The 26,174-nt window shown below is 71.3% G+C and carries 24 protein-coding genes and 1 other RNA gene; 8 read left to right on the top strand and 17 right to left on the bottom strand.

The window, feature by feature from the left end; translation table 11 throughout:
- The first annotated feature begins 99 nt into the window (after window positions 1-99).
- Window positions 100-804, top strand: coding sequence for a LuxR C-terminal-related transcriptional regulator (locus ABTY62_RS22525; protein WP_352131218.1), 705 nt, complete (start codon window positions 100-102; stop codon window positions 802-804).
- 158 nt (window positions 805-962) lie between these two features.
- Here ABTY62_RS22525 and ABTY62_RS22530 read toward each other — a convergent pair whose 3' ends face one another.
- The 11 genes from ABTY62_RS22530 to ABTY62_RS22580 are packed head-to-tail and all read right to left on the bottom strand — an operon-like array spanning window position 963 to window position 13,491.
- Complete coding sequence (locus ABTY62_RS22530) at window positions 963-1,412, bottom strand: SRPBCC family protein (protein WP_352131219.1); 450 nt, start codon at window positions 1,410-1,412, stop codon at window positions 963-965.
- 15 nt (window positions 1,413-1,427) lie between these two features.
- A complete protein-coding gene (locus tag ABTY62_RS22535; RefSeq protein ID WP_352131220.1) occupies window positions 1,428-2,774 on the bottom strand; it encodes a hypothetical protein in 1,347 nt (448 codons plus the stop codon).
- Complete coding sequence (locus ABTY62_RS22540; RefSeq protein WP_352131221.1) at window positions 2,707-5,067, bottom strand: MMPL family transporter; 2,361 nt, start codon at window positions 5,065-5,067, stop codon at window positions 2,707-2,709. Before ABTY62_RS22540 ends, ABTY62_RS22535 begins: the two co-directional genes overlap by 68 nt.
- Window positions 5,068-5,108: 41 nt before the next feature.
- On the bottom strand, window positions 5,109-6,287 hold the full coding sequence (locus tag ABTY62_RS22545) for an acyl-CoA dehydrogenase family protein (RefSeq protein WP_352131222.1): 1,179 nt from the start codon (window positions 6,285-6,287) through the stop codon (window positions 5,109-5,111).
- Between the two features lie 4 nt (window positions 6,288-6,291).
- Complete coding sequence (locus ABTY62_RS22550) at window positions 6,292-7,359, bottom strand: methyltransferase (protein ID WP_352131223.1); 1,068 nt, start codon at window positions 7,357-7,359, stop codon at window positions 6,292-6,294.
- A complete protein-coding gene (locus tag ABTY62_RS22555; protein ID WP_352131224.1) occupies window positions 7,356-9,086 on the bottom strand; it encodes an AMP-binding protein in 1,731 nt (576 codons plus the stop codon). Before ABTY62_RS22555 ends, ABTY62_RS22550 begins: the two co-directional genes overlap by 4 nt.
- Window positions 9,083-10,327 carry an aminotransferase class I/II-fold pyridoxal phosphate-dependent enzyme gene (locus tag ABTY62_RS22560; RefSeq protein WP_311722900.1) on the bottom strand — a complete coding sequence of 415 codons (1,245 nt, stop codon included), beginning with the start codon at window positions 10,325-10,327 and terminating at the stop codon, window positions 9,083-9,085. The genes ABTY62_RS22555 and ABTY62_RS22560 overlap by 4 nt, the downstream gene beginning before the upstream one ends.
- Window positions 10,320-10,610 carry an acyl carrier protein gene (locus ABTY62_RS22565; protein ID WP_352131225.1) on the bottom strand — a complete coding sequence of 97 codons (291 nt, stop codon included), beginning with the start codon at window positions 10,608-10,610 and terminating at the stop codon, window positions 10,320-10,322. The genes ABTY62_RS22560 and ABTY62_RS22565 overlap by 8 nt, the downstream gene beginning before the upstream one ends.
- Window positions 10,610-11,452: an acyl-ACP desaturase gene (locus tag ABTY62_RS22570; RefSeq protein WP_352131226.1), complete on the bottom strand. Its 843-nt coding sequence runs from the start codon at window positions 11,450-11,452 to the stop codon at window positions 10,610-10,612. The genes ABTY62_RS22565 and ABTY62_RS22570 overlap by 1 nt, the downstream gene beginning before the upstream one ends.
- Before the next feature lie 3 nt (window positions 11,453-11,455).
- Complete coding sequence (locus ABTY62_RS22575) at window positions 11,456-11,728, bottom strand: acyl carrier protein (protein ID WP_352131227.1); 273 nt, start codon at window positions 11,726-11,728, stop codon at window positions 11,456-11,458.
- Window positions 11,725-13,491 carry a fatty acyl-AMP ligase gene (locus tag ABTY62_RS22580; RefSeq protein ID WP_352131228.1) on the bottom strand — a complete coding sequence of 589 codons (1,767 nt, stop codon included), beginning with the start codon at window positions 13,489-13,491 and terminating at the stop codon, window positions 11,725-11,727. Before ABTY62_RS22580 ends, ABTY62_RS22575 begins: the two co-directional genes overlap by 4 nt.
- Before the next feature lie 284 nt (window positions 13,492-13,775).
- Here ABTY62_RS22580 and ABTY62_RS22585 point away from each other — a divergent pair, with 284 nt between their 5' ends.
- Window positions 13,776-15,443, top strand: coding sequence for an FAD-binding oxidoreductase (locus tag ABTY62_RS22585; RefSeq protein WP_352131229.1), 1,668 nt, complete (start codon window positions 13,776-13,778; stop codon window positions 15,441-15,443).
- Here the strand turns inward: ABTY62_RS22585 and ABTY62_RS22590 are convergent.
- Both ABTY62_RS22590 and ABTY62_RS22595 read right to left on the bottom strand, forming a co-directional pair.
- Complete coding sequence (locus tag ABTY62_RS22590; protein WP_352131230.1) at window positions 15,412-16,107, bottom strand: response regulator; 696 nt, start codon at window positions 16,105-16,107, stop codon at window positions 15,412-15,414. The genes ABTY62_RS22585 and ABTY62_RS22590 overlap by 32 nt on opposite strands.
- Window positions 16,104-16,967, bottom strand: a complete 864-nt coding sequence (locus ABTY62_RS22595) for a sensor histidine kinase (RefSeq protein WP_352131231.1) — start codon at window positions 16,965-16,967, stop codon at window positions 16,104-16,106. Before ABTY62_RS22595 ends, ABTY62_RS22590 begins: the two co-directional genes overlap by 4 nt.
- 137 nt (window positions 16,968-17,104) lie before the next feature.
- On the opposite strand from ABTY62_RS22595, the gene ABTY62_RS22600 reads away from it, so the two are divergent.
- Window positions 17,105-17,812 (top strand): ABC transporter ATP-binding protein, encoded by a 708-nt coding sequence (locus tag ABTY62_RS22600; RefSeq protein ID WP_352131232.1) that lies wholly within the window; start codon window positions 17,105-17,107, stop codon window positions 17,810-17,812.
- Complete coding sequence (locus ABTY62_RS22605; RefSeq protein ID WP_352131233.1) at window positions 17,809-20,121, top strand: ABC transporter permease; 2,313 nt, start codon at window positions 17,809-17,811, stop codon at window positions 20,119-20,121. Before ABTY62_RS22600 ends, ABTY62_RS22605 begins: the two co-directional genes overlap by 4 nt.
- A 94-nt stretch (window positions 20,122-20,215) precedes the next feature.
- Here ABTY62_RS22605 and ABTY62_RS22610 read toward each other — a convergent pair whose 3' ends face one another.
- Window positions 20,216-20,947, bottom strand: a complete 732-nt coding sequence (locus ABTY62_RS22610) for an oxygenase MpaB family protein (protein ID WP_352131234.1) — start codon at window positions 20,945-20,947, stop codon at window positions 20,216-20,218.
- Window positions 20,948-21,099: 152 nt separating this feature from the next.
- Here ABTY62_RS22610 and ABTY62_RS22615 point away from each other — a divergent pair, with 152 nt between their 5' ends.
- Together ABTY62_RS22615 and ABTY62_RS22620 are read left to right on the top strand one after the other, a co-directional pair.
- A complete protein-coding gene (locus ABTY62_RS22615) occupies window positions 21,100-21,831 on the top strand; it encodes a hypothetical protein (protein WP_352131235.1) in 732 nt (243 codons plus the stop codon).
- 72 nt (window positions 21,832-21,903) lie between these two features.
- Entirely contained in the window at window positions 21,904-22,227 is a 324-nt protein-coding gene (locus ABTY62_RS22620) for a hypothetical protein (RefSeq protein ID WP_352131236.1), read from the top strand.
- A gap of 44 nt (window positions 22,228-22,271) precedes the next feature.
- Here ABTY62_RS22620 and rnpB read toward each other — a convergent pair.
- Together rnpB and ABTY62_RS22630 are read right to left on the bottom strand one after the other, a co-directional pair.
- Window positions 22,272-22,677: RNase P RNA component class A (rnpB, locus tag ABTY62_RS22625), an RNA gene on the bottom strand.
- Between the two features lie 56 nt (window positions 22,678-22,733).
- Window positions 22,734-23,312 (bottom strand): Uma2 family endonuclease, encoded by a 579-nt coding sequence (locus ABTY62_RS22630; protein ID WP_352131237.1) that lies wholly within the window; start codon window positions 23,310-23,312, stop codon window positions 22,734-22,736.
- 190 nt (window positions 23,313-23,502) lie between these two features.
- On the opposite strand from ABTY62_RS22630, the gene yaaA reads away from it, so the two are divergent.
- Together yaaA and eda are read left to right on the top strand one after the other, a co-directional pair.
- Window positions 23,503-24,300: a peroxide stress protein YaaA gene (gene yaaA, locus ABTY62_RS22635; RefSeq protein WP_352131238.1), complete on the top strand. Its 798-nt coding sequence runs from the start codon at window positions 23,503-23,505 to the stop codon at window positions 24,298-24,300.
- Window positions 24,301-24,371: 71 nt separating this feature from the next.
- Window positions 24,372-24,998 (top strand): bifunctional 4-hydroxy-2-oxoglutarate aldolase/2-dehydro-3-deoxy-phosphogluconate aldolase, encoded by a 627-nt coding sequence (gene eda / locus ABTY62_RS22640; RefSeq protein WP_352131239.1) that lies wholly within the window; start codon window positions 24,372-24,374, stop codon window positions 24,996-24,998.
- A 20-nt stretch (window positions 24,999-25,018) separates the two neighbouring features.
- Here eda and ABTY62_RS22645 read toward each other — a convergent pair whose 3' ends face one another.
- The gene (locus ABTY62_RS22645) at window positions 25,019-26,173 is read right to left on the bottom strand and encodes a bifunctional RNase H/acid phosphatase (protein ID WP_352131240.1); all 1,155 of its coding nucleotides are present in this window, start codon (window positions 26,171-26,173) and stop codon (window positions 25,019-25,021) included.
- Window position 26,174: the final 1 nt, after the last annotated feature.

Consider the following 26,174-nt stretch of genomic DNA (forward strand, 5'->3'; position numbering starts at 1 on the left):
GGAAGCTGCAACTACCCCCACCCCAGGGCCCTCAGGAGTGCCAGTCTCTGCACAGCGAGACACCCTTGCCGGTGTCGTTGTGGACGAGAGGAGCTCAAGGTGATCAAAACGGGGGAGGCCGCGGGGGCGACCAGTGTCCTGGTCGCCGATGGACACGCCCTGGCCAGACTGGGGCTGTTAACGCTGCTGAGCTCGGCACCCGGGCTGCGCGCCGTCGGCGAGGCCGCCGACAGCGACGGCGCCCGCGCCCTGGCCGCCCTGCACGGCCCCGACGTGATTCTCATGGACATCGCCCTGCCGCACCTGGGCGGCATCGCCACCACCCAGCGCATCCTGGAGGACGCGCCCGCCCGACCGCCCCGCGTCATCATCACCGCCTCGGAGGTCAACGACGAGGAAATCCAGTCCGCGCTGCGCGTGGGCGCCGCCGGAATCCTGCTCAAGGACACCTCGCCGCAGAAGATGACCGCCTCGATCAGCGCCGTCGCCACCGGGGACATGGCCTTCTCCCCCAGCGTGATGGAGCGGCTGATCGACGCCTACACCTACCGGGCGACGGCCACCGACACCGCGGGGTCCAGCCTGGCCATGCTCACCTCCCGGGAGACCGAGGTGCTGCGGCATGTGGCCAAGGGCCGCAGCAACTCCGCCATCGCGCGGGAGCTCAAGATCAGTGAGGCGACCGTGAAGACCCATCTGAACCGGGCGATGACCAAGCTGGGCATCACCAGCCGGGCCGAGGCCGTGGCGCTCGGCTATGAGTGCGGCCTGGTCGTCCCCTCTCAGCCCCAGCGGGTCGCCTGAGCACCGAGGGCACCGGCCTTCCCCACCCCCCTCCGACCCCACTCAGCCCTGTAGACGAGCCGCCCCGGCGGACCGGCCGGTGGCCGGTGCGCATGACGGCACCTCCGGCCGCCGGGCCGGCTCGACGTCCCCTGGAGAAAGCGCCGGAGAAAGAGAGGTCACTCCCGCTCCGCCACCTCCCTGATCCTGGCCAGGGTCTCCCGCATCCCCTCCACCATCAGCCGCTCCCGGCGGAACCCCACCACGCCGCTGGCGTCGACCGCCCGGATCAGCAGATTGGCGCGCCCGACGTGCTCCCGCCACTCGGTCAGCACCACACCCGCGCCGTCCGGCTCGATCCGATAGCCCCACCGCACCTTCGACTGGGCGACGTCGAAGGCGAAGACCTTCTCCTCCTCACAGCGCACCACCGTGCAGTCGGTGGCCCAGAAGATGAGCCCGCGCCGGTTGGAGCCGCGGAACCGGGCGCCGACGGCCGGACCCGACGCCGGGGCCACCCAGCGCCCGCCGGTGCACTCGGGGCTGAACCGGCCCATGCCGGTGACATCGGTGATCAGCCGCCACACCCTCCCGGGCCCGGCGGCGACGGAGATCGAGACCTCGTCCACCGCTTCCCCTCCCGGTCAGCGCCCGTGCCAGTCCCGCATATGGGACCGGTGCCCCTCGGGCACCACGGACGGGTCGTAGAACTCGTCGTAGAAGTCGACGTCCAGGTGGACGGACTGGAACCCCATCTGTGTGTGGTACGCGGGCAGATACGAGGGGAACCGGCCGGACTTCCTGTAGACGTACTCGCAGAAGGCCACCGTGGCGTCGACCGCCTTCTGGCTGATCCCGCTGATCCCCGACGCCACCTTCTCCGGCTCCCGCCAGCCGCCCCGGCCGATGCCGCCGCGGTAGATGCCGTTGTCGCCGAACTTGCGCTCGACGACCGCGTGCACCGCCGCCTCCATCGACTCGTAGTACGGCGGGCAGTACGGCTTGAGCAGCACCTCGCCGTCCCGCTCCAGGCCCAGCGGATAGGCGAAGCCCGCGTCCTGCCCGCGGAGCTTGAGGACCATCTTGGCCAGCGTGGGCACCCGGAAGTACTGGCTGATCGGCATCTCGGCCATCCGGAAGTCCAGCGCCTCGAACCATCCGCCGTCGTGCCCGGTGTAGTGCGGGAAGCCGCCCAGGCCCAGCGCCTGGCTGACCAGGCCCAGGTTCTGGAGCATCATGCCCATCTCGATGGCCGCGGTCTCCACCAGCAGGCGCTCGGCGAACTCCATCGGGAGCGCCTTCAGCTTCCGCGGGTCGTCGTCGAGGTGGCCGCCCTTGGACTTGCCGAACTTCCCGAGGCCGGCGGGCAGATAGAACCGCCGCTCGTCCAGGCAGAAGGCCGCCATCTCCTCGTTGAAGAACTCCAGCAGGATGTTGATGTAGAGGTAGGAGAGGTCCTCGATCGGCAGGAAGTAGGTGGACCCGGCGGTGTGCAGCGACCACTCGTTGCCGGTCAGGTTGTACGGGGACTCGACCGGGGGATGGCGGCGCTCGGTCCCGATCTTGATCCGGGTGGCGCGGTACGCCCCGACGAAGTCGTTCTTCGCGACCAGTTCCTTGACGTCGTTCAGCTCCGCCGTGGACAGATCGGCGGGCCGGCGGATCAGATAGGTGGCCTCGTCGTCCATGACCACCATCGCCCCGCTCTGGAGCGCGTCGGAGCTGGAGACGGTGCGGCCGACCACGCCGGCCATCACATTGCCGCCCTTGCCCTTCTCCCAGTTCCAGTCGTTCAGCGCGGGGCCGGTGATGCCGCAGGCGGCGAACGTGAGGATCGCCTGCTCCTCCTCCGTCAGCGGCACCGGCTCGTGCTTGCTGCGGTACTCCAGCGGCCCGCCGGGGATGTTCATCCCCATGCCGAATCTACGGGCGCGGCGGGACTTCAGGCCCTCGATCAGCGGAAAGCTCTGCCATGTGTCGCTCGCTGACATGCTGTTGCTTGCTCCTAATCCTTGAGGAAGCGGCCGTGGACGATGCCCGGCCCCGGCCGGGGAACCACCAGTTGGCGGAGCCCATGAGCTTCATGGCGGCCGGGACGACGAACATCCGCACCAGCGTCGCGTCCACCGCGATCGCCACCGCCATGCCGAAGCCCAGCTCGCCGATGGGCTGGATCCCGGAGAGGGTGAAGCCACCGAACACGGCCACCATCAGCACCGCCGCTCCGGTGATCAGCGGGCCCGTGGCGGAGATGCCGAGCGCCACGCTCTCGGTGTTGCCGACGCCCGCCTTGTAGTACTCGCGCACCCGGCCCAGCACGAACACCTCGTAGTCGGTGCTCAGGCTGAACAGCAGGGCCAGCAGCAGCACGGGGACGAAGTTGGTGACCCGGCCGGACGCGTCGAAGCCGAGCGCCTCCGCCACCGGGCTGCCCTCCTGGAAGGCGAGGGTCAGCATGCCGAACGCCACGGACACCGACAGCACGTTCACCGCGATCGCCTTCAGCGGCAGCAGCACCGAGCGGAACGACAGCATCAGGATCACGAAGATCGCCAGCAGCATCACCCCGACCACCGTGGGCAGCCCGTCGGCGATCACCTTGTTGGCGTCCACGCCCTCGGCGGTCTGGCCGCCGACCTCGATGCGCAGCCCGTTCCCGTCGGCCCGCGCCACCGTCCGGCGGACCTCCGCCAGCAGTTCGCGGGTCTTCGGCGCGGAGGCGTGCTCCTCGGGGATCACCTGGGCGATGAACTCGGTGCGGTCCTTGGAGACGAAGTACCCCACCGAGGCGCGGGCGGGTGCCGGCAGCCGGTCGCGTACGCCGGGTTCGAGCGCGTCGAACGGGCGCCCCGGGGCGGCCTGTTCGAGGACGTTCAGCGCGGAGTCCACCCGCCGGACGTGCGGCAGGGCCTCCAGCCGGTCATGGAGCTCGGTGATCCGCTCGCCCGCGCCGCGCAGCGGGGTGTCGGAGCGGATCAGCACCACCATCGGGGAGGCGTCGCCCTGTCCGAACTGCTCCTCCACCCGGTCGTAGGACTGGCGCACGGTGGAGGAGGTGGGGGTGATCCGGGCGTCCGGGGTGAAGGTGTCCAGGGCCAGCGCCGGGACGGCGCCCACCGCCAGCAGCGCGCTGCCGCCCACCAGGGACAGCACCGGGCGGCGCAGCACCGCGTGGGCGAAGCGGTACCAGCCGCGCTCGCGCGGGTCGGCCGACGCGCTCGCCGGGCGCAGCCTGGCGAACAGGTCCCAGCGCCCGATCCGGTCGCCGACCACGTACAGCAGCACCGGCAGCAGCAGCACGCTGGTGAGCACCGACACCGCGACCACCAGCGCGGCGCCGAGCGCGATCGACTGGATCACCGGCAGATCGACGAAGGCGAGGGTGGCCATGGACACGATGACGGTCACGCCGGAGGCGACCACGGTCTCCCCGGAGGTGGCGAGCGCGGTCCGCAGGGCCCGCTCCACCGGCTCGCCGCCTTCGAGCTCGTCCCGGAAGCGGCGGATCATGAACATCGAGTAGTCGATGCCGACGCCGAGCCCCAGCATGGTCGCGGTGTTCTGGACGAACACCGACAGGTCGTAGGAGTCGGCGAGCACGGAGAGGATCGCGAAGGTGCCCACCGCCGCCGTGCCCGCGGTGATCATGGCGACCACCGCGGAGACCACGCTGCGGAACAGCAGCAGCAGGATCAGGGTGATCAGCGGCAGCACGATGATCTCCGCCTTGACCAGGCCCTCTTCGCTCAGCACATTGATCTCGCCGAAGAACGGGGCGGTGCCCACCATGCCGACGGTCAGGCCCCGCTCCTCGTACCGGGCGTCGAACTCCCGCTGGATGCCGGGCAGGATCCGGCGGGCGGTGCCGTCGTCCACGTCGAGGCCGAACATCTCGATCGCGGTGTGCCCGTCCCGGCCGACGAAGCTGTTCTCCGGCGCGCCCCTGAGGTCCGACCAGCCGTAGTGCGAGGCGGCCTTCAGCCGTTTGTCGGCCGCGATGTCCGCCATCACCCGGTCGACCCGGCTCTCGAACCGGTCCGTTCCGGCGGCGAAGCGCTCGTCGTGGACGACCACGGTCACGCTCGTCCGCCCGCGGCCGCTGAACCCCTCCTTCTGCTGCTCCGCCACCCAGGTGGACTGCGAGCCGGGGACGTACCAGCCGCCGCCGCTCAGCTTGTCCGGCAGCGACATCGCGAGCAGCCCGCTGATCACCAGCAGTACGCCCCACACCGCCAGCAACGGCCATCGCACCCGGCCGATGAACTGTACGAACCGCTCCGTCACGTGGTCTCTCCCCCGGCTCTTCCCAGTACCGCTGTCGGCGATCAGTAGACCGTGGTGTCCAGGTCCTCGCCCAGGAAGTAACCGGCCAGCGCGGGCAGGGCCTTGGCCCGGGCCGGCGGGTGGAAGGCCAGGGCGCGGGTGGCCTGGAGGAGATAGCCGACCTCGGTGTCGCGGATGAAGGAGATGCCGCCCGCCAGCTCGCTCGCGGCCGTGGACACCTCCATCACCGACTCCTGGACCTGGAAGCGGGCCAGCAGCGAGCGGGCCAGCTGGTCGGCCGGGTCGTCGAGGGACTCGGCCATGTCCCGGGCCACGTTCTCCACGGCCCCCATGGCGCTCTCCAGCTTCACCAGCAGGGCGCCCAGCTCGGCGCGCGAGACCCGCGGGGAGGCCATCGCCTTCTCCACGAGGGTGCTCGCCACCCCCACGTACGAGGCCGCGGCCAGCAGCTCGAACCAGGTCCAGCCGCGGATCTGGAGGGTGTCCATCCGGGTGCCGGGCCGCTGGTCGGTGAAGATCATCAGCGACTCGTCCAGGACCAGGTCCTCCAGCACCACCTCGTCGCTCTCGGCGCCCGCGAGCACCTCGCTCTCCCAGAACGGGCGGCGCACCAGGCCCTCGGTGGCGGCGGGGATCAGGGCCATGGCCACATGGCCGTCGTACTTCTCGTCGCCCTCCACCAGCACGCTGGCGGTGAACCAGTCCATCGACGCCGACAGGCTGCACGGCTTCTTGCTGCCGCTGACGATGAAGTTCTTGCCGTCCCGGCGGGCGCGCATGGTCGGCTCGAGCATGCTGCCGCCGCGCTTGGCCTCGGCGGAGGCCGAGGCGACCAGCTGCCTCTCCCCCGCGATCGACTTGAGCAGGATCCACTCGAAGGCGTCGGGGGCGCAGTGCGCGGTCAGATACTCGGTGAAGGTGGCCAGCGAGAGCTGGTGCATCATCGCGGCGACCGCCAGCGACGGCGAGCGCATGGCCAGGGCGCGCTGGACGCGGACCGCGTCCAGCGGGGCGGCGCCCAGGCCGTCGTGCTCGGTGGGCACCAGCAGCCCGGCCCCGCCGGCCTCGCGGAACGCCGGGATCGCCGGGCCGCCCCGCTTCTCCAGCTCCGCCGGCGGATGGGCCGCCAGCTTCTCGTCCAGCCCGGGGAGCAGTCGCTCCATCGCCGCGCGCTCCCGCGCCCCGAGGCGGCCGGCTGTGGTTGTGGTGGTGTCGGTCATGGTGCTACTCCGGCTTCGCTACGACGGCACAGACGGGGGAGAAGCCGCGGTGGACGGCTTCGAGACGGAATCCGGCGGACCCGAGCAGGGTCCTGAGCTCGGGCTCGGTGCGCAGCTCACCGCCGCTGACGACCAGGCACTCGATGTCGCCGAGGGTGGCGAAGGAGGGGTTGCCGTTGGCCGGGATCACCATGTCGAACAGGACCAGGGTGGCGTCGTCGTCCATGGCGGCCCGGCAGTTCTCCAGCAGCTTGCGGGCCTTGTCGTCGTTGTAGTCGTTGACGACCATCGACAGCAGGTAGCAGTCGCCGCCCTCGGGCACCGAGTCGAACATGTCCCCGGGCACGAAGTCGACGCGCTCGGCGTACCCGGAGTCGGTCAGCAGCCGCTTGGCGTTGCCCACCACGCGCTCGCGGTCGAACAGCACCCCGCGCAGCCCGGCGTGGGTCTCCAGCAGGTTGGACAGCACCACGCCCTCGCCGCCGCCGACGTCCACAACCACCTTGTGCCTGCCGAACTCGTAGAGCGAGACGGCCAGCAGCTGGGCCTGGGCGGCCATGGCGGTCATGGCGCTGTCGAACAGGTCACCCGCCTCGGGGTGCTTGTCGATGTACGCGTAGTAGGGCAGGCCGTGGTGGTCGGAGAAGGTCTCGCCGCCCTTGCGCACCGCCTCGGGCGTCAGCGACCACGGGTCCCAGTGCCAGCGCGAGCCGTGCAGCATGGCGTTGTAGCGCATGGAGAACGGGTAGTCGGTGCGCAGGAAGTGCCCGGCCTCGGTCAGCGAGAAGGTCTCGTCCGCGGCGTGGTCCAGCACCCGCAGCGTGGCAGCCGCCCGCAGCACCCGGTACAGCGCCCGGGGATCCACCTCGTGCTGCTTGGCGAGGTCCTCGGCGCCGCGCGGGCCGTCCGCGAGCGAGTCGGGGATGCCCAGGGTGGCGAGGGTGGAGATCACCTGGGTGCCCCAGTGGCCCAGGATCAGCTGCATCAGACCGGCGACCGGCAGCGCGGAGTGCGCTATGACGTCGACCGGTTTGAGCTGCTGGTCGTCGGAGGATTCGGCGTGCTCGGTCATACTCGTCCTTCCTCGGGGCGCTGCGGGCGGTGGGCGACCACTTCGCCGGGCAGTTTCTGGTCCAGGTACTGGGACAACATCAGGCGGCGCCGGGGCTTGCCGCTGGAGGTGCGCTGGATGGTGCCGCGCCGGCAGCTGAAGACGGTGACGTCGACGACGCCGCCGATGTAGAGGGACAGCGCCTCGGCCAGCCGCTCGGCCCACTCCCCCGGCTCCAGTTCGGCGAGCACCACGATCCGGCGGGCGTCGACCAGGGTGGCGCAGCGGTACCGGTCCACGCCGGGGGTGTCCCCGAGCCGGGCGTCCAGGTCCTCGGCGTAGATGTTGCGGCCCCGGACGCTCAGCGCGTCGCCCAGCCGCCCCAGCACATACGTCTGGCCGTCCAGCAGGAACCCGGCGTCCCCGGAGTGCACCGCGCCGTCGATGAACCGGGACGAGCTCTCGGCGTCCGGCGGCTCGTATCCCGCGGCCGTGCTGGTGCCGGAGAGGATCATCTCGCCGAGGTAGCCGTCGGGCAGCGGCCGGCCGTCGGCGTCCACCACGGTCACCGAGACGCCCTCGATCGGGAGCCCCGAGCTGACCAGCCACTGGGCCGGGCTCTCGGCGGGCCCCGCGTCGCGCAGGGTGCCGCGCGCGAGGACCTTGACCGGCTGCTCCGGGGTGAGCGACTCCCAGTCGAGGTGGACGGCGCGCGGCACGGTGCCCGGGGCGTGCCCGGTGATGCCGAGCGTCATCTCGGCCATGCCGTAGCAGGGCGTGAACACGGCCGGGTCGAAGCCGTACGGCTCGCACAGCTCGGTGAACTCCCACAGCCCGCGCGGGTCGTGGCGCTCCGCGCCCAGGGTGGCCGAGCGCAGGGCGGAGAAGTCGGCGCCCTTCAGGTCCTCCGGCTTCAGGCGGCGGGCCGCGTACGCGAAGCCGAACGACGGCGCCGCGGTGTACGCCATCCCCTCGCGGGCGAGGCAGTCGACCCAGCGCCGGGGGTCGTAGATGAACTGCTCCGGGCGCATCAGGGTGAGGTCGCCCTGCTGGGACACGATGGTCATCAGACAGCCCACGAGCCCCAGGTCGTGGTACATCGGCACCCAGCTCACGGTGGACAGCGAGCCGTCGTAGTCGATCAGCCGGCCGTTGCCGTGGGCGTTGGCCTCCATGTTCGCCCAGGTGATGCGCACCCCGCGGGGGCTGCTGGTCGAGCCGGAGGTGAACTGGAGGGTGGCCAGCTCGGTGGCGGGGACCGCGCTGAGCCGGTCGGTGTCGGTGCCGGTGGAGAAGTCGCTGGAGAGTACGGCGACGGGGCCGCCGCCGTCCTCGCCGGCCGCCTCGGCGGCGTCGGTCAGTATCGACAGGTGCACCGGGTCGCCGACCACCGCCGAGGCCCGGGTCAGCCGCAGCACCCGGGCGACATGGCGTACGTAGTCCTCGCGGCTGCCGAAGCGGGCGGGCGGCGCGATGGCGGTGGGGACCAGGCCCGCGTTCACGGCGCCGAAGTAACCGGCCACGAAGCCGACGCTGTTGGGCGTGGCCAGCACCACCCCCGGGCGGTCCGGCAGCGCCCGCTCCCGGAACGCCGCGCTGGCCAGGGAGACCAGCCGCGCCAGGTCGGCGTAGCTGTAGCGGTCCCAGCCGCCCGAGCCCCGGGCGAAGCGCATACCGCGGTCGGTGCGCGGCCTGACCAGCCAGGACAGCAGGGGTGAGGGGGCGGCGCCGGGCGCAGCACCGGTCACGGGGTACCCGCCTTCCGCTTCATCACCTTCTGCACCTCGGCGAACACCTCGAGGGCGTGTTCCAGCTGGGCGGTGGTGTGGGTGGCCATCGGGCAGATCCGCAGCATGGCGCCGGTCGGCGGGACGCCGGGGTACAGCGCCACGCCGGTGAACACGCCGCGGTCGTACAGCTGCCGCCACCACTCCATGGCCAGGTCGTCGTCACCGAGGATGACCGGGATGATGGGGGTGGTCCGCTCGGGGAGGTCCGAGTCGGGGCCCATCGGCAGGCCCAGGCCCTTGAGTTCGGTGCGCAGATAGCGGGAGTTGCGGCGCAGCTGCTCGGCGAGCTCGGCGCCTTCGGGCGAGCGGCGGATGCGTATCGCCTCCAGCGAGCCGCCCAGGGCCGCCGGGACACCGACCGTCGTGAACACGAAGGAGCGCGCGGTGACCTGGAGATAGTCGATCAGCTCGCGGCTGCCGGCGATGAACCCGCCGACGCCCGCCAGCGCCTTGGACAGGGCGCCCATGCGGATGTCGATCTGGTCCTGGACGCCGAAGACCTCGGCCGCGCCGGTGCCGTGCTCGCCGAGGACACCGAGGGAGTGCGCCTCGTCCAGCATCACGGCCGCGTCGTTCTCCCGGCAGATGTCCAGCATCTCGTCCAGCGGCGGCAGGTCCCCCTCCATCGAGTAGAGACCGTCGAGGATGACCAGGATCCGGCCGCCGTCGCCCTTGGCCCGGCGGACGCTGTCGGCGAACAGGTCCATCCGGTTGTGCCGGAAGCCGCGCAGCTTGGCCCGGGAGAGCCCGACCCCGTCGAGCATCGAGGCGTGTGCGAAGGAGTCGGAGACCACGGTGTCGCCCACGCCCACCAGGGCACTGATGGTGCCGATGTTGGTCTGGAAGCCGGTGGTGAACAACAGGGTGGACTCGACGCCCAGCCAGTCCGCCAGCTCCTCCTCCAGCTCCCGGTGCAGGGCCGTGGTGCCGTTGAGGATCCGCGAGCCGGTGAGCGAGGTGCCGTAGCGGTCCACCGCGGCCTTGGCACCGGCCAGCACCCGGGGATGGCTGGCCAGGCCCAGGTAGTTGGGCGAGCCCAGCATCAGCCGCGGCTCGCCCTCCATGGTGACGACCGGGTCGAGCAGGGACTCCGCGTTCCGGAAGAACGGCAGGTTCCCGTTGGAGACGCCGCGGTGGTACGCCGTGACGAACTCCGACGACCGCAGGTCCTTGAGCCAACTCGCCGTGTACTCAGACACCGTGGGCCTCGCTCTCGGTCCGGGCGCCTGACACGCGCACGATGTAGTCGATGGCGTCCCCCACGGTGCGGATGTCGATCGCGTCCTCTTCGCCGATCTTCACGTGGAAGGTGTCCTCGAGCTCCTGGGTGAGGGTGAGGATGTCGAGCGAGTCGATGCCGAGGTCGGCCTTCCAGGTCGCGCCGCGCACGATGCGCTCGGCGGACACCCCCCGCACCACCAGGTGGTCCTCGATCACCTTCAGGACCTCGTCATCCGTCACCCGGGTCGACTGCTCTGCCATCACGCGTCCTCTCCATGTGCCTGACGTACCCCGTGTTCTCGGCGGTCCTGGCCTTCCCGGCGCAGCTGTCCCCGGGCCCTGACCAGATCGCGGCGGCTGACCCCGACCTTCTTGAGCGTCGGCATCAGGACGTCGCGGAAGAACACCTCGCGGTCGATCCCGATGACCTGCATGACGGCCAGCCGCTTGTCGTAGTCGGGCAGCAGGTCATAGGCCGGCATCCTGAATTCCTTGACCACGTGCGCGATGTCCTTGAGCGTGCCCTCGTAGTCCTCCTGAAGGCAGGCCTGGAGGGTGCGCCGGTAGAAATCCGCGTGCGCGGCCTCGTCACGCGCGATGTAGCGGCAGATCTCGGCCATCACCGGGTCGCCGAGGTCACGGGCCCGGTTCAGCTGCTGCCGATAGCTCATCCAGGTCGTCTTCTCCTGGATGGCGCCGTACACGAACATTCTGCGCGGCGTGGAGAACGGCATCGTCCAGCGCCGGCTCAGCACCTTGCTCTCGAATTCCCGGATCTGCTCCTCGGTGCGCTGTCCGCTGCGCAGCAGGAATTCCTTCAGGGCGAGCGCGTGCTTGGATTCCTCATATCCCCAGTTGACCTGGAACCAGGCCTGCCCGAAGGACTCCCGTACGAGGTTGAGCCCTTCGGACACATAGTCGGGGAGATACATCTCCACGCCGAGGAACGTCTCCGCGCACTGGGCCAGGTTCTCGTCCTGGTTCTGCTCGTGCCATTTGTCCCACGGGATGTCGTCGAAGACGCTCCAGCGGCGGCGGCGCTCGGCGAGCTCGAAGAACTCCATGTACTGGCGGTACAGGGTCTCCTCGGAAAGGAGGTTCACGGCTCAGCCCTCCCGGACCGCGGGCGTGCCGGACCGGATCAGCTCGACGACATCGCCGACGGTGTTGACCCCGAACAGCACGTCGTCGTCGAAGCTGAGCCCGGTCTGGTCCTCGATGGAGACGATCAGTTCGAGGGTGGCCACCGAGTCGAGGCCGATCTCCCCGATGTCGTCCGCCGTCGTGAACGTCCGCTCGGCCAGCCGGGCATCCACCTCGGCCGCGGCCTTGGCGACGATGCGCAGTGCTTCTTCTTCCGTCAGATCGGCGATCGTCACTTCGCTCCTCCAGGGCCCGCGAGGGCGTTGTGGGAATACGCGTTGTGGGAGTAGGCGTCGCGGCAGGCGGCGCGGCGCAGCTTGCCGCTGCTGGTCTTGGGCAGCGTGCCGGGGCGCACCAGCACCACGTCGTCGGGCGTCACCCCGACCGAGCCGCGGACCCGGGTGGCGATCTGCCGCGCCAGGTCAGGGGGCGAGGCCGCCGGCTTGTGCTCGGCCACCACCACCAGCTTCTCGTCCGGGGTGGAGAAGGCGATCACATGGTCGGGGCGGATCCCCTCGAGCCCCAGACAGGCCCATTCGATGTCGGTCGGGTGGTACTTGCGGCCGTGGTGGATGACCATGTCCTTGGTCCGGCCGGTGACATACACCTCGTTCTCGTACACGAAGCCGAGGTCTCCGGTGCGCAGCCAGCCGTCCCCGAAGGTCTCCTCGGTCAGCTCCGGCGCCCCCCAGTAGCCGCGCGCGACGCTGCCGCCGTGGATCTCGATCCGCCCCTCGACGGCTTCCCCGGCCAGTTCGCCCGAGGCGGCGCGGATCCGGATGTCCCAGCCGCTCAGCAGCCGTCCGCACGAGACGAGTTCACGGGTCCCGGACCCGGCCTCCACCGGGTGGACCACGCCGTCCTCGCCGAAGTCCGCGCCGGCCACCGACAGCGTGCGCAGCCCCTCGCCGATCCGGGTGAAGGCGACCCCCAGGGTGCCCTCCGCCAGTCCGTAGGACGGGGTGAGCGCGGCCGCGTCGAACCCCGCGGGGGCCAGCCGCTCGGCGAACTCCCGGATGGTCCGCGGCCGGATCGGCTCCGCGCCGATCCCCGCCACCCGCCACGCGGACAGGTCCCAGCCGGCCAGCTGCGCGTCGGTCGCCCGGCGGGTGATCAGCTCATACGCGAAGTTGGGCGCGTAGCTGAAGGTGCCCGAGACCCGGGACATCCAGTCCAGCCAGCTGGTGGGGCGGCGCGCGAAGTCGTACGGCGGGATGAACCAGGCGGGGATCTCGTACACCAGCGGCCCGAGCATGCAGCCGATGAGGCCCATGTCGTGGTACAGCGGCAGCCAGCTGACGAACCGGTCGCGCTCGGAGGTCCCCAGCGCCTCGTTCATGGCCCGCAGGTTCTCCAAGAGGTTGTCGTGCGTGACGACCACGCCCTTGGGGCCGGCGGTGGAGCCGGAGGTGTACTGGAGAAAGAGCGGTTCCCCGCCCTCCGGCTCCACCAGCTCCCCGGTCGCCTCCCCGTCGGCGATCTCCGCGTAGCCGATGGGCTTCGCCCCCACCGCCTCGACACAGATGTCGAAGAGCGCCTCGTCGGCGACGATGTGCCGCGGCTCGCAGGACGAATGGATCGAGCGCAGCCGCTCCCGGTAGGCCTCGATCCGGGTCAGCATGGCCGGTGGGAAAACCGGCACCGGAATGACCCCGGCCCGCACCATGCCGATAAAGGCGACGATGAACTCACGCTGACCGGACAGCATCAGAATGCCGCGGTCACCTCGCTGAAAACCCGCGGAAGCGAGCCTTCTGCCGAAGTCCTCACCGGCGGCCTTCAGCTCCGCGAAGCTGAGGAAATCAGTGGAATCCCCGGAGACAAAGGTGAAACCCCGGGTGGTTGACGACAACCGAGCGATGACACGAGACAAGCTCACGTGCTGGAAACCTCCACGTGCACGTACACCCCATGACAGGGGGGCACCGTTTTGCCGGACCGGATTTCCGGCCCCGGCGCCGCGCGACACGGCAAGAAAATACCGAGCGGCGCACTTCACGGAATCCGGCGCCCGGTGTAGTCATGCTGCAACCAGAGCGGAAGTCCGGCCTCAACCTTCCGCGGCACCCCGGATCAACCTCAGGGGGTGCGCGGCGGCGCTCGTGCCGCGTGGGGACTGCGAGCCCCCGGCTCCCGGGTGGAAATCCCCCGGGACGTGGTGGTGCCTGATGTACCCCGGATCCACCGTCCAGCCCACCTCTCAGGGCCGCCGTATCTCCCTACCGTCGGACGTGTGCCGCCGCACGGCGCGCACCACGTCCACCGAACGGCGAGGAAACAACGATGAGTACGAACGACAGGCACGCGCGGCGCAGCGTCCTGCGGGCCGTGTCCGCGGCGGGCGCGGGGCTGGCGCTGACCCCGCAGGCGGCGCGGGCGGCCTCCCCGGAGACCTCCCCGTCGGCCTCCCCGGCATGTGACTCGGGCTGGCTGCCCGACGGCCCGCTGCTGGTGTCCCCCGCCGACCCCCGCTACGCCCATCTGGTCGCGCGGGGCGCCAGCAACCGCTTCCGGGGCAGGCCCGAGGGCGTCTATCTGGTCGGCTCGACGGAGCATGTCGTACGGACCGTACGGGAGGCCGTGCGGTCCGGGGCCCGGCTGGCCGTCCGCAGCGGCGGGCACTGCTTCGAGGACTTCGTCGACAACCCCGACGTCATGGCGGTCATCGACATGTCGCCCATGCGGGAGGTCTCCTTCGACGAACGGCGCCGGGCGTTCGTCGTGGAGGCCGGGGCCACTCTCGGCGAGGTGTACCGCAAGCTGTACCTCGGCTGGGGCGTGACCTTACCGGCCGGATACCACGCCGAGGTGGGCGCGGGCGGACATGTGCCCGGCGGTGGATACGGGCCGCTGTGCCGGCTGTTCGGGCTGGTCAGCGACTACCTCTACGCGGTGGAGGTCGTCGTGGTGGACCGCGGGGGCGAGGTGCGCGCCGTGGTGGCCACCCGGGAGGCGGACGACCCGCACCGCGAGCTGTGGTGGGCCCACACGGGCGGCGGGGGCGGCAACTTCGGCGTGGTGACCCGCTTCTGGTTCCGCTCCCCCGAGGCCACGGACGACACGGACCCGGCCCGGATGCTGCCCGCCCCCACCAGGACCGCGCTCACCTTCACCGCCGACTGGAGCTGGGAGGGGATGGACGAGCAGCGCTTCACGCGCATGGTGCGCAACCACGGGCAGTGGGCCGAGCGGCACGCCGCCGCCGACGACCCGAACGCCGCGCTCTACGCCGAGTTCGCTCTGACCCGCCGCGCCGCCGGGTCCCATCTGCTCCTCGGCCAGGTCGCCGCGGAGCCCGGCGCGGACCGGCGGCTCCTGGACGGCTTCCTCGGCGCGGTGAGCGCGGGCACCACCCGCCCCGGCAACCTCAAGGTCCGCCGGCTGCCCTGGCTCACGGCCGCGCTGAACGGCTCGGGAGAGGCGGTGGGCGACTGGCACATCAAGATCAAGTCGGCCTTTCTGCGCCGCCGGCTGACCGACCCCCAGATCGCCGCCGTACACCGCCACCTCACCCGCGCGGACACCGATGTCGTCGCCGGGAGCGTCGTCCTCAACACCTACGGGGGCGCCGTCAACACCCTGTCCTCCGCCGATACGGCCATGCCGCACCGCGACTCCGTGCTGAAGCTCTCCTGCCTCGCGTCCTGGGCCGAGCCCGCCCAGGCGCCCGAGTACCTGGCCTGGATCCGCGCCTGCTACCGGGACATGTTCCCCGACACCGGCGGCGTCCCCGTACCCGGCGAGACCGCCGACGGCGCCTTCATCAACTACCCGGACACCGACCTCGCCGACCCGCGCTGGAACACCTCGGACACGCCCTGGCAGACCCTCTACTACAAGGCCAACCACGCCCGGCTGCGCACCGTCAAGGCGCACTGGGACCCCCGCGACGTCTTCCGCCACGCCCTCTCGATCCGCGTCACGGGTCCGTCCCGGGGTCCTGCGGCTTGACCAGCCCCGTCTCGTACGCGAGCACAACCGCCTGGGCGCGGTCGCGGAGGGCCAGCTTGGCGAAGATCCGGGCCACGTGGGACTTCACCGTGGCCTCGCTCAGCGTCAGTTCGGCGGCCAGCTCCGTGTTGGACAGGCCGCGGCCCAGCAGGGTCAGGACCTCCAGTTCGCGGGGGGTCAGAGCCGCGAGGTCGGCGTGTACGGCGGGGGTGCGGGCGGGCTCCGAGGCGAAGCGCTCCACGAGCCGCCGGGTGATGGACGGGGCCAGCAGGGCGTCGCCCGTGTCCACCAGCCGGACGGCCGCCGCCAGGTGTTCCGGGGTGACGTCCTTCAGCAGGAAGCCGCTGGCCCCGATGGACAGCGCCGTGTACACGTAGTGGTCCAAGTCGAAGGTGGTCAGCATGAGCACCCGGCAGTCCGGGTCCCGGCGCACGATGCGACGCGTGGCCTCGAGGCCGTCCATGGTCGGCATGCGGATGTCCATCAGCACCACGTCCGGCCTCAGTTCGCGGGCCGCCGCCACCGCTTCCGCGCCGTCGGCCGCCTCGCCCACCACCTCGATGCCACGGGCGGTGAGGATCAGCCGGAAGCCGGTCCTGATCAGTGTCTGGTCGTCGGCGATGAGCACGCGGGGAGCCTTTTCGCCCGCGGGCGCCGCCGTCATGGGCGGTCCAGGGGGATGCGCGCCCGGACCCGGTAGCCGCCGCCGAGGCGGCGCCTGGCGTCCAGCTCTCCTCCGTACACCGCGACCCGTTCGCGCAGGCCCAGCAGCCCGCGGCCGGTGCCCTCCCGCCGCCGCGGCGTCGGCTGTGCCGGCGCGTCGCCGGTCAGCACGCTGGGGCCGGTGTTGAGCACCTCCACGCGCAGCGCGCGGTCGGCGTAGCGCACGGTCACCTCGGCCTTCCCGGCGCCGTCGCCGTGCCTGAGCGCGTTGGTCAGCGCCTCCTGGATGATGCGGTACGCGGTCACGTCGACCCCCTGGGGCAGCGGGCGCGGCTCACCGGAGACGCGCACCTCGACGGGCAGCCCGGCGAAGGAGATCCGGTCCACGAGCGGGCCCAGCCGGTCGAGTCCCGGCTGCGGGTCCAGCTCCGCCGCGCCGCCGTCGCCGGCCGTGCCCGGCGCCTGGTCCGTGTCCTCACCGCTCGCCGACGGCGCCAACAGCCCCAGCAGATGCCGCAGATCGGTCATCGCGCCGCGCCCCGCGTCCTCGACGGCCCGAAGCGCCGCCGTGGCCTCGTCCGGCATGGTGCCCAGCACCTCGCGGGCGGCCCCGGCCTGCACCACCATGACGCTCACATTGTGGCTGACGATGTCGTGCAACTCCCGGGCGATACGGTCGCGCTCGGCCGCGACCGCGGCGCGCGCGGCGCTCTCCCGCTCCCGCTCCAGCAGCCAGCCGCGCTCTCCCACGGCCGCCTGCCACCGGCGCCGTGTGCGCACCAGCGCCACCGCCAGCCACAGCGCGGCGAGCGACACCACCCCCACCGCCGCCACCAGCGCCTTTGTCTCCCACTCCGACACGGGGCCACTGTGGCAGACCGCCCCCGGATCCGCATCAGCCTGGGGATGCAGGCCCTGCATCCCGGGGATGAGGCGCGCGCGAAGGTGCCATCCGGGGAGGGATGTCCGGGCCCGGCGCCCCGTCTAGCGTCCTGTGCATGGTGACTGAGCACAGCAACGCGGAGGCCGTCGTACAGCTCGACGGCGTACGCAAGGAATACGGGGAGACGACCGCGCTGGACGGCGTGTCGCTGGAGATCCGGGCCGGGGACGCGGTCGCGGTGATGGGGCCCTCGGGGTGCGGCAAGTCCACCCTGCTCAACATGATCGCCGGTCTGGACCGTCCGACGGACGGCACGGTCACCGTGCACGGCGAGAACGTGGGTGAGCTGAGCGAGAAGGGCCTCGCCCTCTACCGGCGCCGCCGCATCGGCATGGTCTTCCAGTTCTTCAACCTCGTCGACGACCTGTCGGCGCTCGACAACGTCGCCCTGGCCGCGCAGCTGACCGGCACCCCCGCCCGGCAGGCCCGCCGCCGCGCGCTGGAGCTCTTCGAGGAACTGGGCATCGAGGACCGCGCCCGGGCCTATCCGGCGGTACTCAGCGGCGGCGAGCGCCAGCGGGTCGCGGTGGCCCGGGCGCTGATGAACCGCCCCGCCCTGCTGCTGGCCGACGAGCCCACCGGCGCCCTGGACAGCCGCGCCGGCGAGCAGGTGATGGACCTGCTGCTGGACCTCAACCAGATCGGCCAGACGCTGATCATGGTGACGCACGACGAGCACCTGGCGCGGCGCTGCGCCAGCCGGCTGGTCCTCCTGGCCGACGGCCGGGTGACCGGCGAGCACACCCTGGAGGCGTCCGCATGAGGGCCGTGTGGCGGGCCGCGCGCGCGGCCGTACGGCGGCGCAGACTCCAGACCATCGTCATCCTGCTGGTCACCCTGGTCTCCACCGGAGCGATGGTGGTCGCGCTCGGCCTGGTCGACTCGGCCTCGGCGCCGTTCGAGAAGACCTTCGCCAGGCAGCGCGGCCCGCATATGGTCGCCGCGTTCGACCCCGCCAAGGTCTCGGACACGGAGCTGACACGGGCGGCCCGGCAGCCCGGAGTCGAGGCCGCCGCCGGGCCGTTCGCCCAGGCGAAGATCGAGATGCCGACGGGACCGGAGAACCGTGGTCTCGGCGGCCAGGTGACGGTCGTGGGCCGCTCCGGCCCGGCGGGCCCGGTGGACCGGGTGGACCTGTGGGCGGGCCGCTGGGCCACCCGGCCGGGCGAGGTCGTCCTCAACCGGCAGACGGACTGGACCGCGCGCGACCTGGGCAAGCGGATCCGGCTGCCCTCCGGGCCGACGCTCACCATCGTCGGGTTCGCCTTCGAACTCAGCCATACGGCGGACGCCTGGGTCGCGCCCGACCAGATCGCGGCCCTGCGCCCGACCGCCACCCAGATGCTGTTCCGCTTCACGGACGCGTCGTCGGAGGCCCGGCTGCGCGCCCAACTGGCCACGGTGACCCGAGGGCTGCCGAAGAACGCCCTGGCCGCTTCCGAGTCGTATCTCGCCCTCAAGCACCGGACGGGCGGCACGGCCCGGGTCTACGCCAGCTATCTGCTGGCCTTCGGCGTCCTCGGTGTCCTGGTGGCGGTGCTGATCGTCGCCAACGTGGTGAGCGGAGCCGTGATCTCCGGATTCCGGCACATCGGCATCCTCAAGTCCCTGGGCTTCACCCCGGGACAGGTCGTCGCCGTCTACCTCACCATGGTCTCCCTCCCCGCCGTCGTCGGCTGTGCGCTCGGCACCGCCCTGGGCAACCTGGTGTCGCGCCCGTTCTTCCGGTTCGTGTTCACCGGGCCCGACTCGGGGGTGTTCCATCACAACGCCGGCATTCCGCGCTGGATCAGCGTTCTCGCCCTGCTCGGCATGCCCCTCGTCTGCGCCCTCGCCGCACTCGCCCCCGCGGTGCGCGCACACCGGCTCTCCGCGGCGCGGGCCATCAGCGCGGGCAGCGCCCCGCGCGCCGGACGGGCACTCGGCGTCCAGCGCCGGCTGGCGGGCAGCGGGCTGCCGCGGTCGGTGAGCCTGGGGGTGGGCCTGCCCCTGGCCCGGCCGGGCCGCAGCGCCCTCACGCTCGCCGCCGTGGTCCTGGGAGTGACCACGGTGACGCTCTCGACCGGCCTGGCCACGACGATGACCCGGTTCGCGGCGGCGGGCCAGGACTCCTACCAGGTCACCGTGTACACGAACAATTTCCGGCACGGCAAGGTCGTCGAGCCCGAGCACGGCGACCGGGAACTCCAGTCCCTGCTGGGCTCGCTGCCCGGTGCGCGCGAAGTCACCGCGCGGGCGGACGTCGAGGTCAGCGTGGCCGGCTCGGCGAAGTCCGTCCTGCTCGAGGCCCGCCGGGGCGGTCTGCCGCGGCTGGACAGTGTGCTCACCGACGGCCGGTGGACTCACCGGACGGGTGAGATCGTGGCCGGCTCGGCCTTCCTGCGCCAGCACGGCCTGCGGATCGGCGACCACCTCACCCTGGAAAAGGGCGACCGCCGGGAGACGGTGGCCGTCGTCGGCGAGTACATGGAGGACAACAGCCGGCTGGTCGTGGGCGACTGGTCGACGATGACGGCCCTGTCGCCCCAGGGGAAGCCCATCGCGTACCACGTCCAACTCCGCGACGGAGCGGACCCGGACACCTACGCGCGCGCGGCCAGGGACGCCGACTCCGGGATCACCACGACACTGACCGGACCGGACCCCGTCGCCCAGGCCATCATCGGCTCCGCGGTGGCCCTCACCCTGATGCTGGCCGTCGTCGCCTCGCTCGGCGTCTTCAACACGGTCGTCCTCAACACCCACGACCGCCGCCGCGCCCTGGGCATGCTCAAGTCCATCGGCATGACACCGCGTCAGGTCACGGTGATGATGGTGACGTCGATGGCGTTGCTCGGCGCCCTCGGCTCCCTGCTCGGCATCCCGCTGGGCATCGCGGGCTACGACCTGGTGGTGCCGCGGATGGCGGACGCGGTGGACATCGCCCTGCCCCCGTACATGACGGACGTCTGGCGCCCCCCGACCCTGGCCGGCCTGGCCCTGGCGGGCCTGGTGATCGGGGTCCTGGGCGCCCTGATCCCGGCACGGCGCGCGGCGCGGCTGACGATCGCGGAGGTGCTGCACAACGAGTAGCGCCCGAGCGGATGTCGCCGCCGCGCCCGCGGCCGGGGCCGGGCGGATGTGGGTGAGGCATCCGGGCCGACCGGACCGTGTCGGTCGCGGCGCGTTACGCCGTCTGTCGGTTACGGCGGCGCAGCCTTCCCGCGCGGGCCCACAGAGCGACTGCCACCAGCCCGCGTACGACAGCCGGCGGGCGAGCCGCTCCGACGCCTGCGCGTAGCCGTTCGTCGAGCAAGGTATCCGCACCGAGCCGTACCAATGGCGCGACCGGAGAGGGGAAACGGGCGGCAAGCAGACACCGGGTGGCATCCATGAGGGCCTGCCCTTCACCGGTTACCGCGAAGTGCTCTTCTTCGAATTCGTCCATCCACAAGGCGAGCTCTGAATATGAGCGGGGCAGCAGGTTGATGTGCATCCGCTCCGCCAGGCCCGCGTAGAAGCCGTACGCCGCGTTTTTCTCATCAGTCGTGGTCGCCCGCCAACCGCGTCTGTCGATCCAACGCACAGGAGCGACGCAGAAGGCCGCCAAAACGTATACGAACTCCTCCTCACCCACCGGCAATCCGCTGTGCAGCCGGTTCAACGCCGCGACCGCCTCGCGCCCAGCAGACGAATCCAGGCCATGCTCGATGAGCGTGTACATCAGTTCACCAGTGGCTTTGGCCCGCGCCCTGGGGTTTCTGGTCATCTTGCCCGTCCCGACCAGCACCCTGGCGATCGTCGGGACGGCGAACGTCCGGTAGAAACCCAGGTTGAGGCCCAGCCGAAGATCCTCAGGAAAGTCCACCAGCGCCAGACGACGGTACGCAACCTGGGCTTGTTCCTCGCTGCTCTTCACTGGATCCCTGTCGATCGGATACTCCCCTTCAACCATGCTGGTTCAACGCCCGCGAGACTCGATCAGAGCCCGGGCGACCAGAGGGCTGCCCATGAACCTAGTGCCACACCAGGCAACCTCGCCCTGTCGCGGCGTTGACCGATCATGTGGGTATGACCGATGAGCCGGCGATCAATACCCTGACTTTGCAGCACAGGATTCCGGACGACTGGGCGGCGGATCCTTGGGCCGAGGTGCGGCCTCTGATTGACGGCGTAGACGTTCTGAAGGATGTCCATCCGGACGGGATCGCACTCAGTAGCCGACACTGGAGGGGGCATGCCGAGAGCTGGCCTCTGACGGTGACGGAGGAACCCCGCAGGGTCATGATCACCGAGCCCACCTGCACGGCCGGCTGCTGCGGCGCCCTTTACGTCACCGTGCGCCGTGAGGGCGATCGGGTGATCTGGGACGCCTGGGAGAACACCAGCGACATCACGGGCGTGCCGGCGGACTTCCGCTTCGACAGCGCCCAGTACGAGGCTGAACTCGCGCGGGCCGCCGCAGACCACAGTTGGGAAGAGCCGGTGGACACCGTTGCCCGGCTCCTCGAGCAGACCCTTACGGACAGTGGCTGGTTCGAGCGGTGGGGCTGCGTCCTCACGAGTGTCTCGCCACGACGTGAGGAGCCCGATCTCCCCGAGGAGCTGACAAGCACCGAGGGTGTTGATGTCGAATTCCACCAGCTCCAGGGACCGGGCGTTTACTGGCACGAGTTGTCCGTCACCCGCGACCTGTCCGTGGAAGAGCAGGTACGGCGGCTGGCGGACCGCATTCTGGAGAACGATCCGCGGAAACCGCTGAGCGGCGACGACGCTCCAGCCGCGCATCCGACGATGCGGTGACGTTGCTCGACGACTTGCAGTGGTCGCGCCCATAGAGGTGCTCGACCGCCCACCTGCCCTGATACTTGGGCGATGGACAGCTACGAGGGGACCGCGACGCTTGAGTGGTGGGCCAACCGATCGACATGCTTGGGCAGGTTCGGTGTGCGAGTCGCGGTACGCGTGACCGGCAACGACTGGACGTGCGAGGCGACCCTCGATCCTCCTCTGTCCGAGGAGGATCGGGAGAGCTTCGACTTCCTGACGAAGCTCGATCCGCTCCTCACCCTGCGCTTCGACGAGGAGACCGTGCTGCCGGTCAACGTCGTCCCAGCAGGAGACGACGGACGACTCGTCGTCAGCGCCTTCAAGGCAGAGGCGACGGAGTCAGCCGGCTCCAGGCAGGTGCAGCAGTAGCAGACCCGGCTACGGCGAGCGCTTCGTTGCGTCGCAGGTGGCGGCGGACGAGTCGGCCTGTACGCCGGGTTCTGTTCCCCAGGGCCCTTACGGCCCCCGGGGCGGCGGCCATCCATCTAGGACCGACGTTGCCGCCGGCCTCGTGCGGTCTACCCGCGGACTCGGGCGGGCAGCCCTCGATCGTCCGCGCAGAGCCGCCGGGTGGCGGCTCCTCTTGACCTTGCTCCGGGTGGGGTTTACCGAGCCGTCCGAGTCACCTCGGACGCTGGTGGTCTCTTACACCACCGTTTCACCCTTACCGAGAACCTCGCGGCTCCCGGCGGTCTGTTTTCTGTGGCACTGTCCCGCGGGTCACCCCGGGTGGGCGTTACCCACCACCCTGCCGTGTGGAGCCCGGACGTTCCTCGGCGGGATCCCGAAAGACCCCGACGCGACCGCCCGGCCGGCTCGTCCGCCGTAGTGACCATGGTACCGGGGGCGCGCGGTGCTCCGGACAGCGGCGGAGATCAGAGGAAGTCGGCGGTCTCCAGGGTGAAGGAGAAGGGCGCGGGAAGGTCGATCGACTTGCCGAAGGGGATCATGACGGATTCCCGGTAATCGGCCCTCTCCGGCTCGTTGAACAGCGTCACCGAGCTCTTCTCCCGGTCGACGAGGAGATAGATCGGGATGCCCCCGCTTGCGTAGCAGTGGCGTTTGGCCTCCCGGTCGCGGTCCGGCTTAGTCGAGGTGACCTCGACGACCATGGATACGCCCTCGCACGGCATCCAGGACTCGGCCTCTCGGAAGAGTCGGAGCTCTCGGGGCGCGAACGTCCCGTCGGGGATCACATGGTTACGCACACACAGTCCGCCGCGTGGGACCTTGAGCCCCTTGTTTCCGGAGAACTGCATGCGTGCCGCGGACCGGGCGAACACCTGCTCAACGATCAGACTGATGTAGTCCTCGTGCTCCCCGTCCGGCGGCGGTGTCACGAGGATCTCCCCCTCGATCAACTCGGCCCGGAAGCCTTCCGGCGTACCCAGGGCCAAGAAACCCTCCAGCAGGATTTCCTCCTGCGTGAGCGGTTCATGTGCCATGGCGCTCATGCCACGCCCCTTCCCTGTCTCGCCGCCACCGTAGGTACCGAGGGGGTCGGCACCGCGCGAAAGAGAGTCTTCCTCACTCGATCGTGGCACAGATGCCCGCGCGCAGGGCAGCGGCCGTCGTGGTGTCGTCAGGCCGTAGGCTGCGACGGGCCCGCCCGCCGGGGAGTCGTGGAGCGAAGGAGAGAAGACCGTGCTCGTGCTGTTGCCGCCGTCGGAGGGAAAGGCCCCGGCGGAGTCGGGGGACCCGCTGGAGCCGGGGGCGCTGTCGCTGCCGGGGCTGGGCGAGGCGCGGGCGGCGGTGCTCGACGAGTTGGTGTCGCTGTGCTCGGGCGATGTGGGGAAGGCCGCCGAGGTGCTCGGGCTGAGCGAGGGGCTGCGCGGCGAGGTGGCCAAGAACGCGGCGCTGCGGGAGGCCGGGACGCGCCCGGCCGGGGAGATCTACACCGGCGTCCTGTACGACGCGCTCGGGTTGGCCACCCTGCCCGCCGCCGCCCGGCGCCGCGCGGAGCGGTCGCTGCTGGTGTTCTCCGGACTGTGGGGCGCCGTGCGGATCGACGACCGGATCCCGTCGTACCGCTGCTCGATGGGCGTGAAGCTGCCGGGCCTCGGCGCGCTCGGGGCGTTCTGGCGGGGGCCGATGAGCGAGGTGCTGCCGGAGGCGGCCGGGGACGGGCTGGTGCTGGATCTGCGGTCGGCGGCGTACGCCACGGCGTGGAAGCCGAAGGGTGAGGTGGCGGAGCGTACGGCGACCGTGCGCGTGCTCCAGTCGAAGATCGTGAACGGGGTCGAGAAGCGGTCGGTGGTCAGCCACTTCAACAAGGCGACCAAGGGGCGGCTGGTGCGGGATCTGCTGGTGGCGGGGGTGGACCCGGGCGGGCCCGAGGCGCTGGTGGAAGCACTGCAGAAGCTCGGCTACACCGTGGAGGCGGCCGCGCCGGGCCGGCCGGGGCGGGGCTGGGCGGTGGATGTGGTGGTCACGGAGTTGTAGGCGGTCAGGGCCGGCCAGCGGCGTTGCATCCTGCGCAACGGCCGTTGCGCCATGTGCCCGGCGGCGGCAGGATGGCCGCCGTGACCTCCTCTGTACTCGACCTCGCCCCCGTCATCCCCGTCGTCGTCATCGACGACGCGGATGACGCCGTGCCGATGGCCCGCGCGCTCGTCGCGGGCGGGCTGCCCGCGATCGAGGTGACGCTGCGCACCCCGGCCGCCCCGGCCGCCATCCGGGCCATCGCCGAGGAGGTGCCCGAGGCGGTCGTCGGCGCCGGTACGGTGCTGGCGCCCGAGCATGTGGAGGCTTCCGTCGCGGCCGGCGCGCGCTTCCTGGTCAGCCCGGGGTGGACGGACCGGCTGCTGGGCGCGATGCGCGCCTCGGGTGTGCCGTTTCTGCCGGGGGTCTCCACCACGTCGGAGGTCGTGGCGCTGCTGGAGCACGGGGTGACCGAGATGAAGTTCTTCCCGGCGGAGGCGGCCGGGGGGACGGCCTATCTGCGGTCGCTCGCCTCCCCGCTCCCCCAGGCCCGCTTCTGCCCCACCGGCGGCATCGACGCCTCCCGCGCCCCGGGCTATCTGGCCCTTCCCAACGTGGGCTGCGTCGGCGGCACTTGGATGCTGCCGCCGGACGCGATCGCCGTGCGTGACTGGGCGCGGGTGACGGATCTCGCGCGCGAGGCGGCGGCGCTGCGGTAGTGCGCGCTAGCGGCTGACGGCTACCGCAGGTGCGTCGTGTCGTTCAGCAGCCGCAGCGACGCGTTGCCGTCCGCGTAGTACGCCAGCGCCGACAGCGACGCCGCGGAGATCTCCATCCGGAACAGCGCCTCCGGCGGCGCGCCCAACGCCAGCCGGACCAGGGTCTTGATCGGCGTCACATGCGTGACCAGCAGCACCGTAAGGCCCGCGTAGCGCGCGACGAGCTGGTCGCGGGTGACCGCGACCCGGCGGGCGACCGCCGCGAAGCTCTCGCCGCCGCCCGTGGGGGCGGCCTTCGAGGAGGCCAGCCAGGCCTGGAGGTCGTCCGGGTGGCGCTCCCGCACCTCGGCGAACGTCAGACCCTCCCAGGCCCCGAAGTCGGTCTCCCGCAGCCCCTCTTCGATGTGGACGTCGAGGCCGAGCCGCGCCGCCACCGCCTCTGCCGTGCCGACACAGCGCCTGAGCGGCGAGCTGACCACGGCCTGGATGGTGCCGCGCGCGGCCAGCGCCGCCGCCACGAGTTCGGCCTGGCGGCGGCCCACGGGCGAGAGCTCGGGGTCGGAGCCGCCGGTGCCGGAGAAGCGCTTCTCCGGGGTCAGCGCGGTCTCGCCGTGCCGGAGCAGCACGAAGGTGGCCGGGGCGCCCAGGTCGGCGGGGGCGGCCCAGCCGGGGGGCGCCACGGCCGGGGCGGCGGCCTCGGCGGATGCCTCAACGGCGCCGTCGGCGGACGGCGCGACTCCAGCGGTCGGCCGCCACTGCTCCCCCCGCTTGCCCGCGTCCATCGCCTCGTTGGCGAGCCGGTCCGCGTGCTTGTTCCGCTCGCGCGGAATCCACTCGTACGACACCTGAGCGGGCGGGAAGATCCCCCTGGCCTCGGCCGCGAGCGGGCGCATGCCGGGGTGCTTGACCTTCCAGCGGCCCGACATCTGCTCGACCACGAGCTTGGAGTCCATCCGGACCTCGACCTCGGCCTCCGGGTCGAGGGCGCGCACCGCCCGCAACCCGGCGATCAGGCCCTTGTACTCGGCGACGTTGTTGGTCGCCGGACCGATGTACTCCGCCGCCTCGGCGAGGGTCTCGCCCGTCTCCGGGTCGAGGACGACCGCGCCGTAGCCGGCCGGCCCCGGGTTGCCCCGGGAGCCGCCGTCCGCCTCGACGACGAAGCGACGCGCCATC

It is taken from the genome of Streptomyces sp. NPDC097640 (genome assembly GCF_040302705.1).
In the GTDB taxonomy this organism is placed as follows: domain Bacteria; phylum Actinomycetota; class Actinomycetes; order Streptomycetales; family Streptomycetaceae; genus Streptomyces.

Bases quoted from the DNA above. Each gene is read 5' to 3' on its own strand.
- ABTY62_RS22535 (WP_352131220.1), bottom strand. From the start codon at position 2,774: ATGTCAGCGAGCGACACATGGCAGAGCTTTCCGCTGATCGAGGGCCTG.
- ABTY62_RS22545 (WP_352131222.1), bottom strand. From the start codon at position 6,287: ATGACCGACACCACCACAACCACAGCCGGCCGCCTCGGGGCGCGGGAG.
- ABTY62_RS22550 (WP_352131223.1), bottom strand. From the start codon at position 7,359: ATGACCGAGCACGCCGAATCCTCCGACGACCAGCAGCTCAAACCGGTC.
- ABTY62_RS22565 (WP_352131225.1), bottom strand. From the start codon at position 10,610: ATGGCAGAGCAGTCGACCCGGGTGACGGATGACGAGGTCCTGAAGGTG.
- ABTY62_RS22585 (WP_352131229.1), top strand. From the start codon at position 13,776: ATGAGTACGAACGACAGGCACGCGCGGCGCAGCGTCCTGCGGGCCGTG.
- ABTY62_RS22590 (WP_352131230.1), bottom strand. From the start codon at position 16,107: ATGACGGCGGCGCCCGCGGGCGAAAAGGCTCCCCGCGTGCTCATCGCC.
- ABTY62_RS22600 (WP_352131232.1), top strand. From the start codon at position 17,105: ATGGTGACTGAGCACAGCAACGCGGAGGCCGTCGTACAGCTCGACGGC.
- ABTY62_RS22605 (WP_352131233.1), top strand. From the start codon at position 17,809: ATGAGGGCCGTGTGGCGGGCCGCGCGCGCGGCCGTACGGCGGCGCAGA.
- ABTY62_RS22615 (WP_352131235.1), top strand. From the start codon at position 21,100: ATGACCGATGAGCCGGCGATCAATACCCTGACTTTGCAGCACAGGATT.
- ABTY62_RS22620 (WP_352131236.1), top strand. From the start codon at position 21,904: ATGGACAGCTACGAGGGGACCGCGACGCTTGAGTGGTGGGCCAACCGA.
- ABTY62_RS22630 (WP_352131237.1), bottom strand. From the start codon at position 23,312: ATGAGCGCCATGGCACATGAACCGCTCACGCAGGAGGAAATCCTGCTG.
- eda (WP_352131239.1), top strand. From the start codon at position 24,372: ATGGCCGCCGTGACCTCCTCTGTACTCGACCTCGCCCCCGTCATCCCC.
- ABTY62_RS22645 (WP_352131240.1), bottom strand. From the start codon at position 26,173: ATGGCGCGTCGCTTCGTCGTCGAGGCGGACGGCGGCTCCCGGGGCAAC.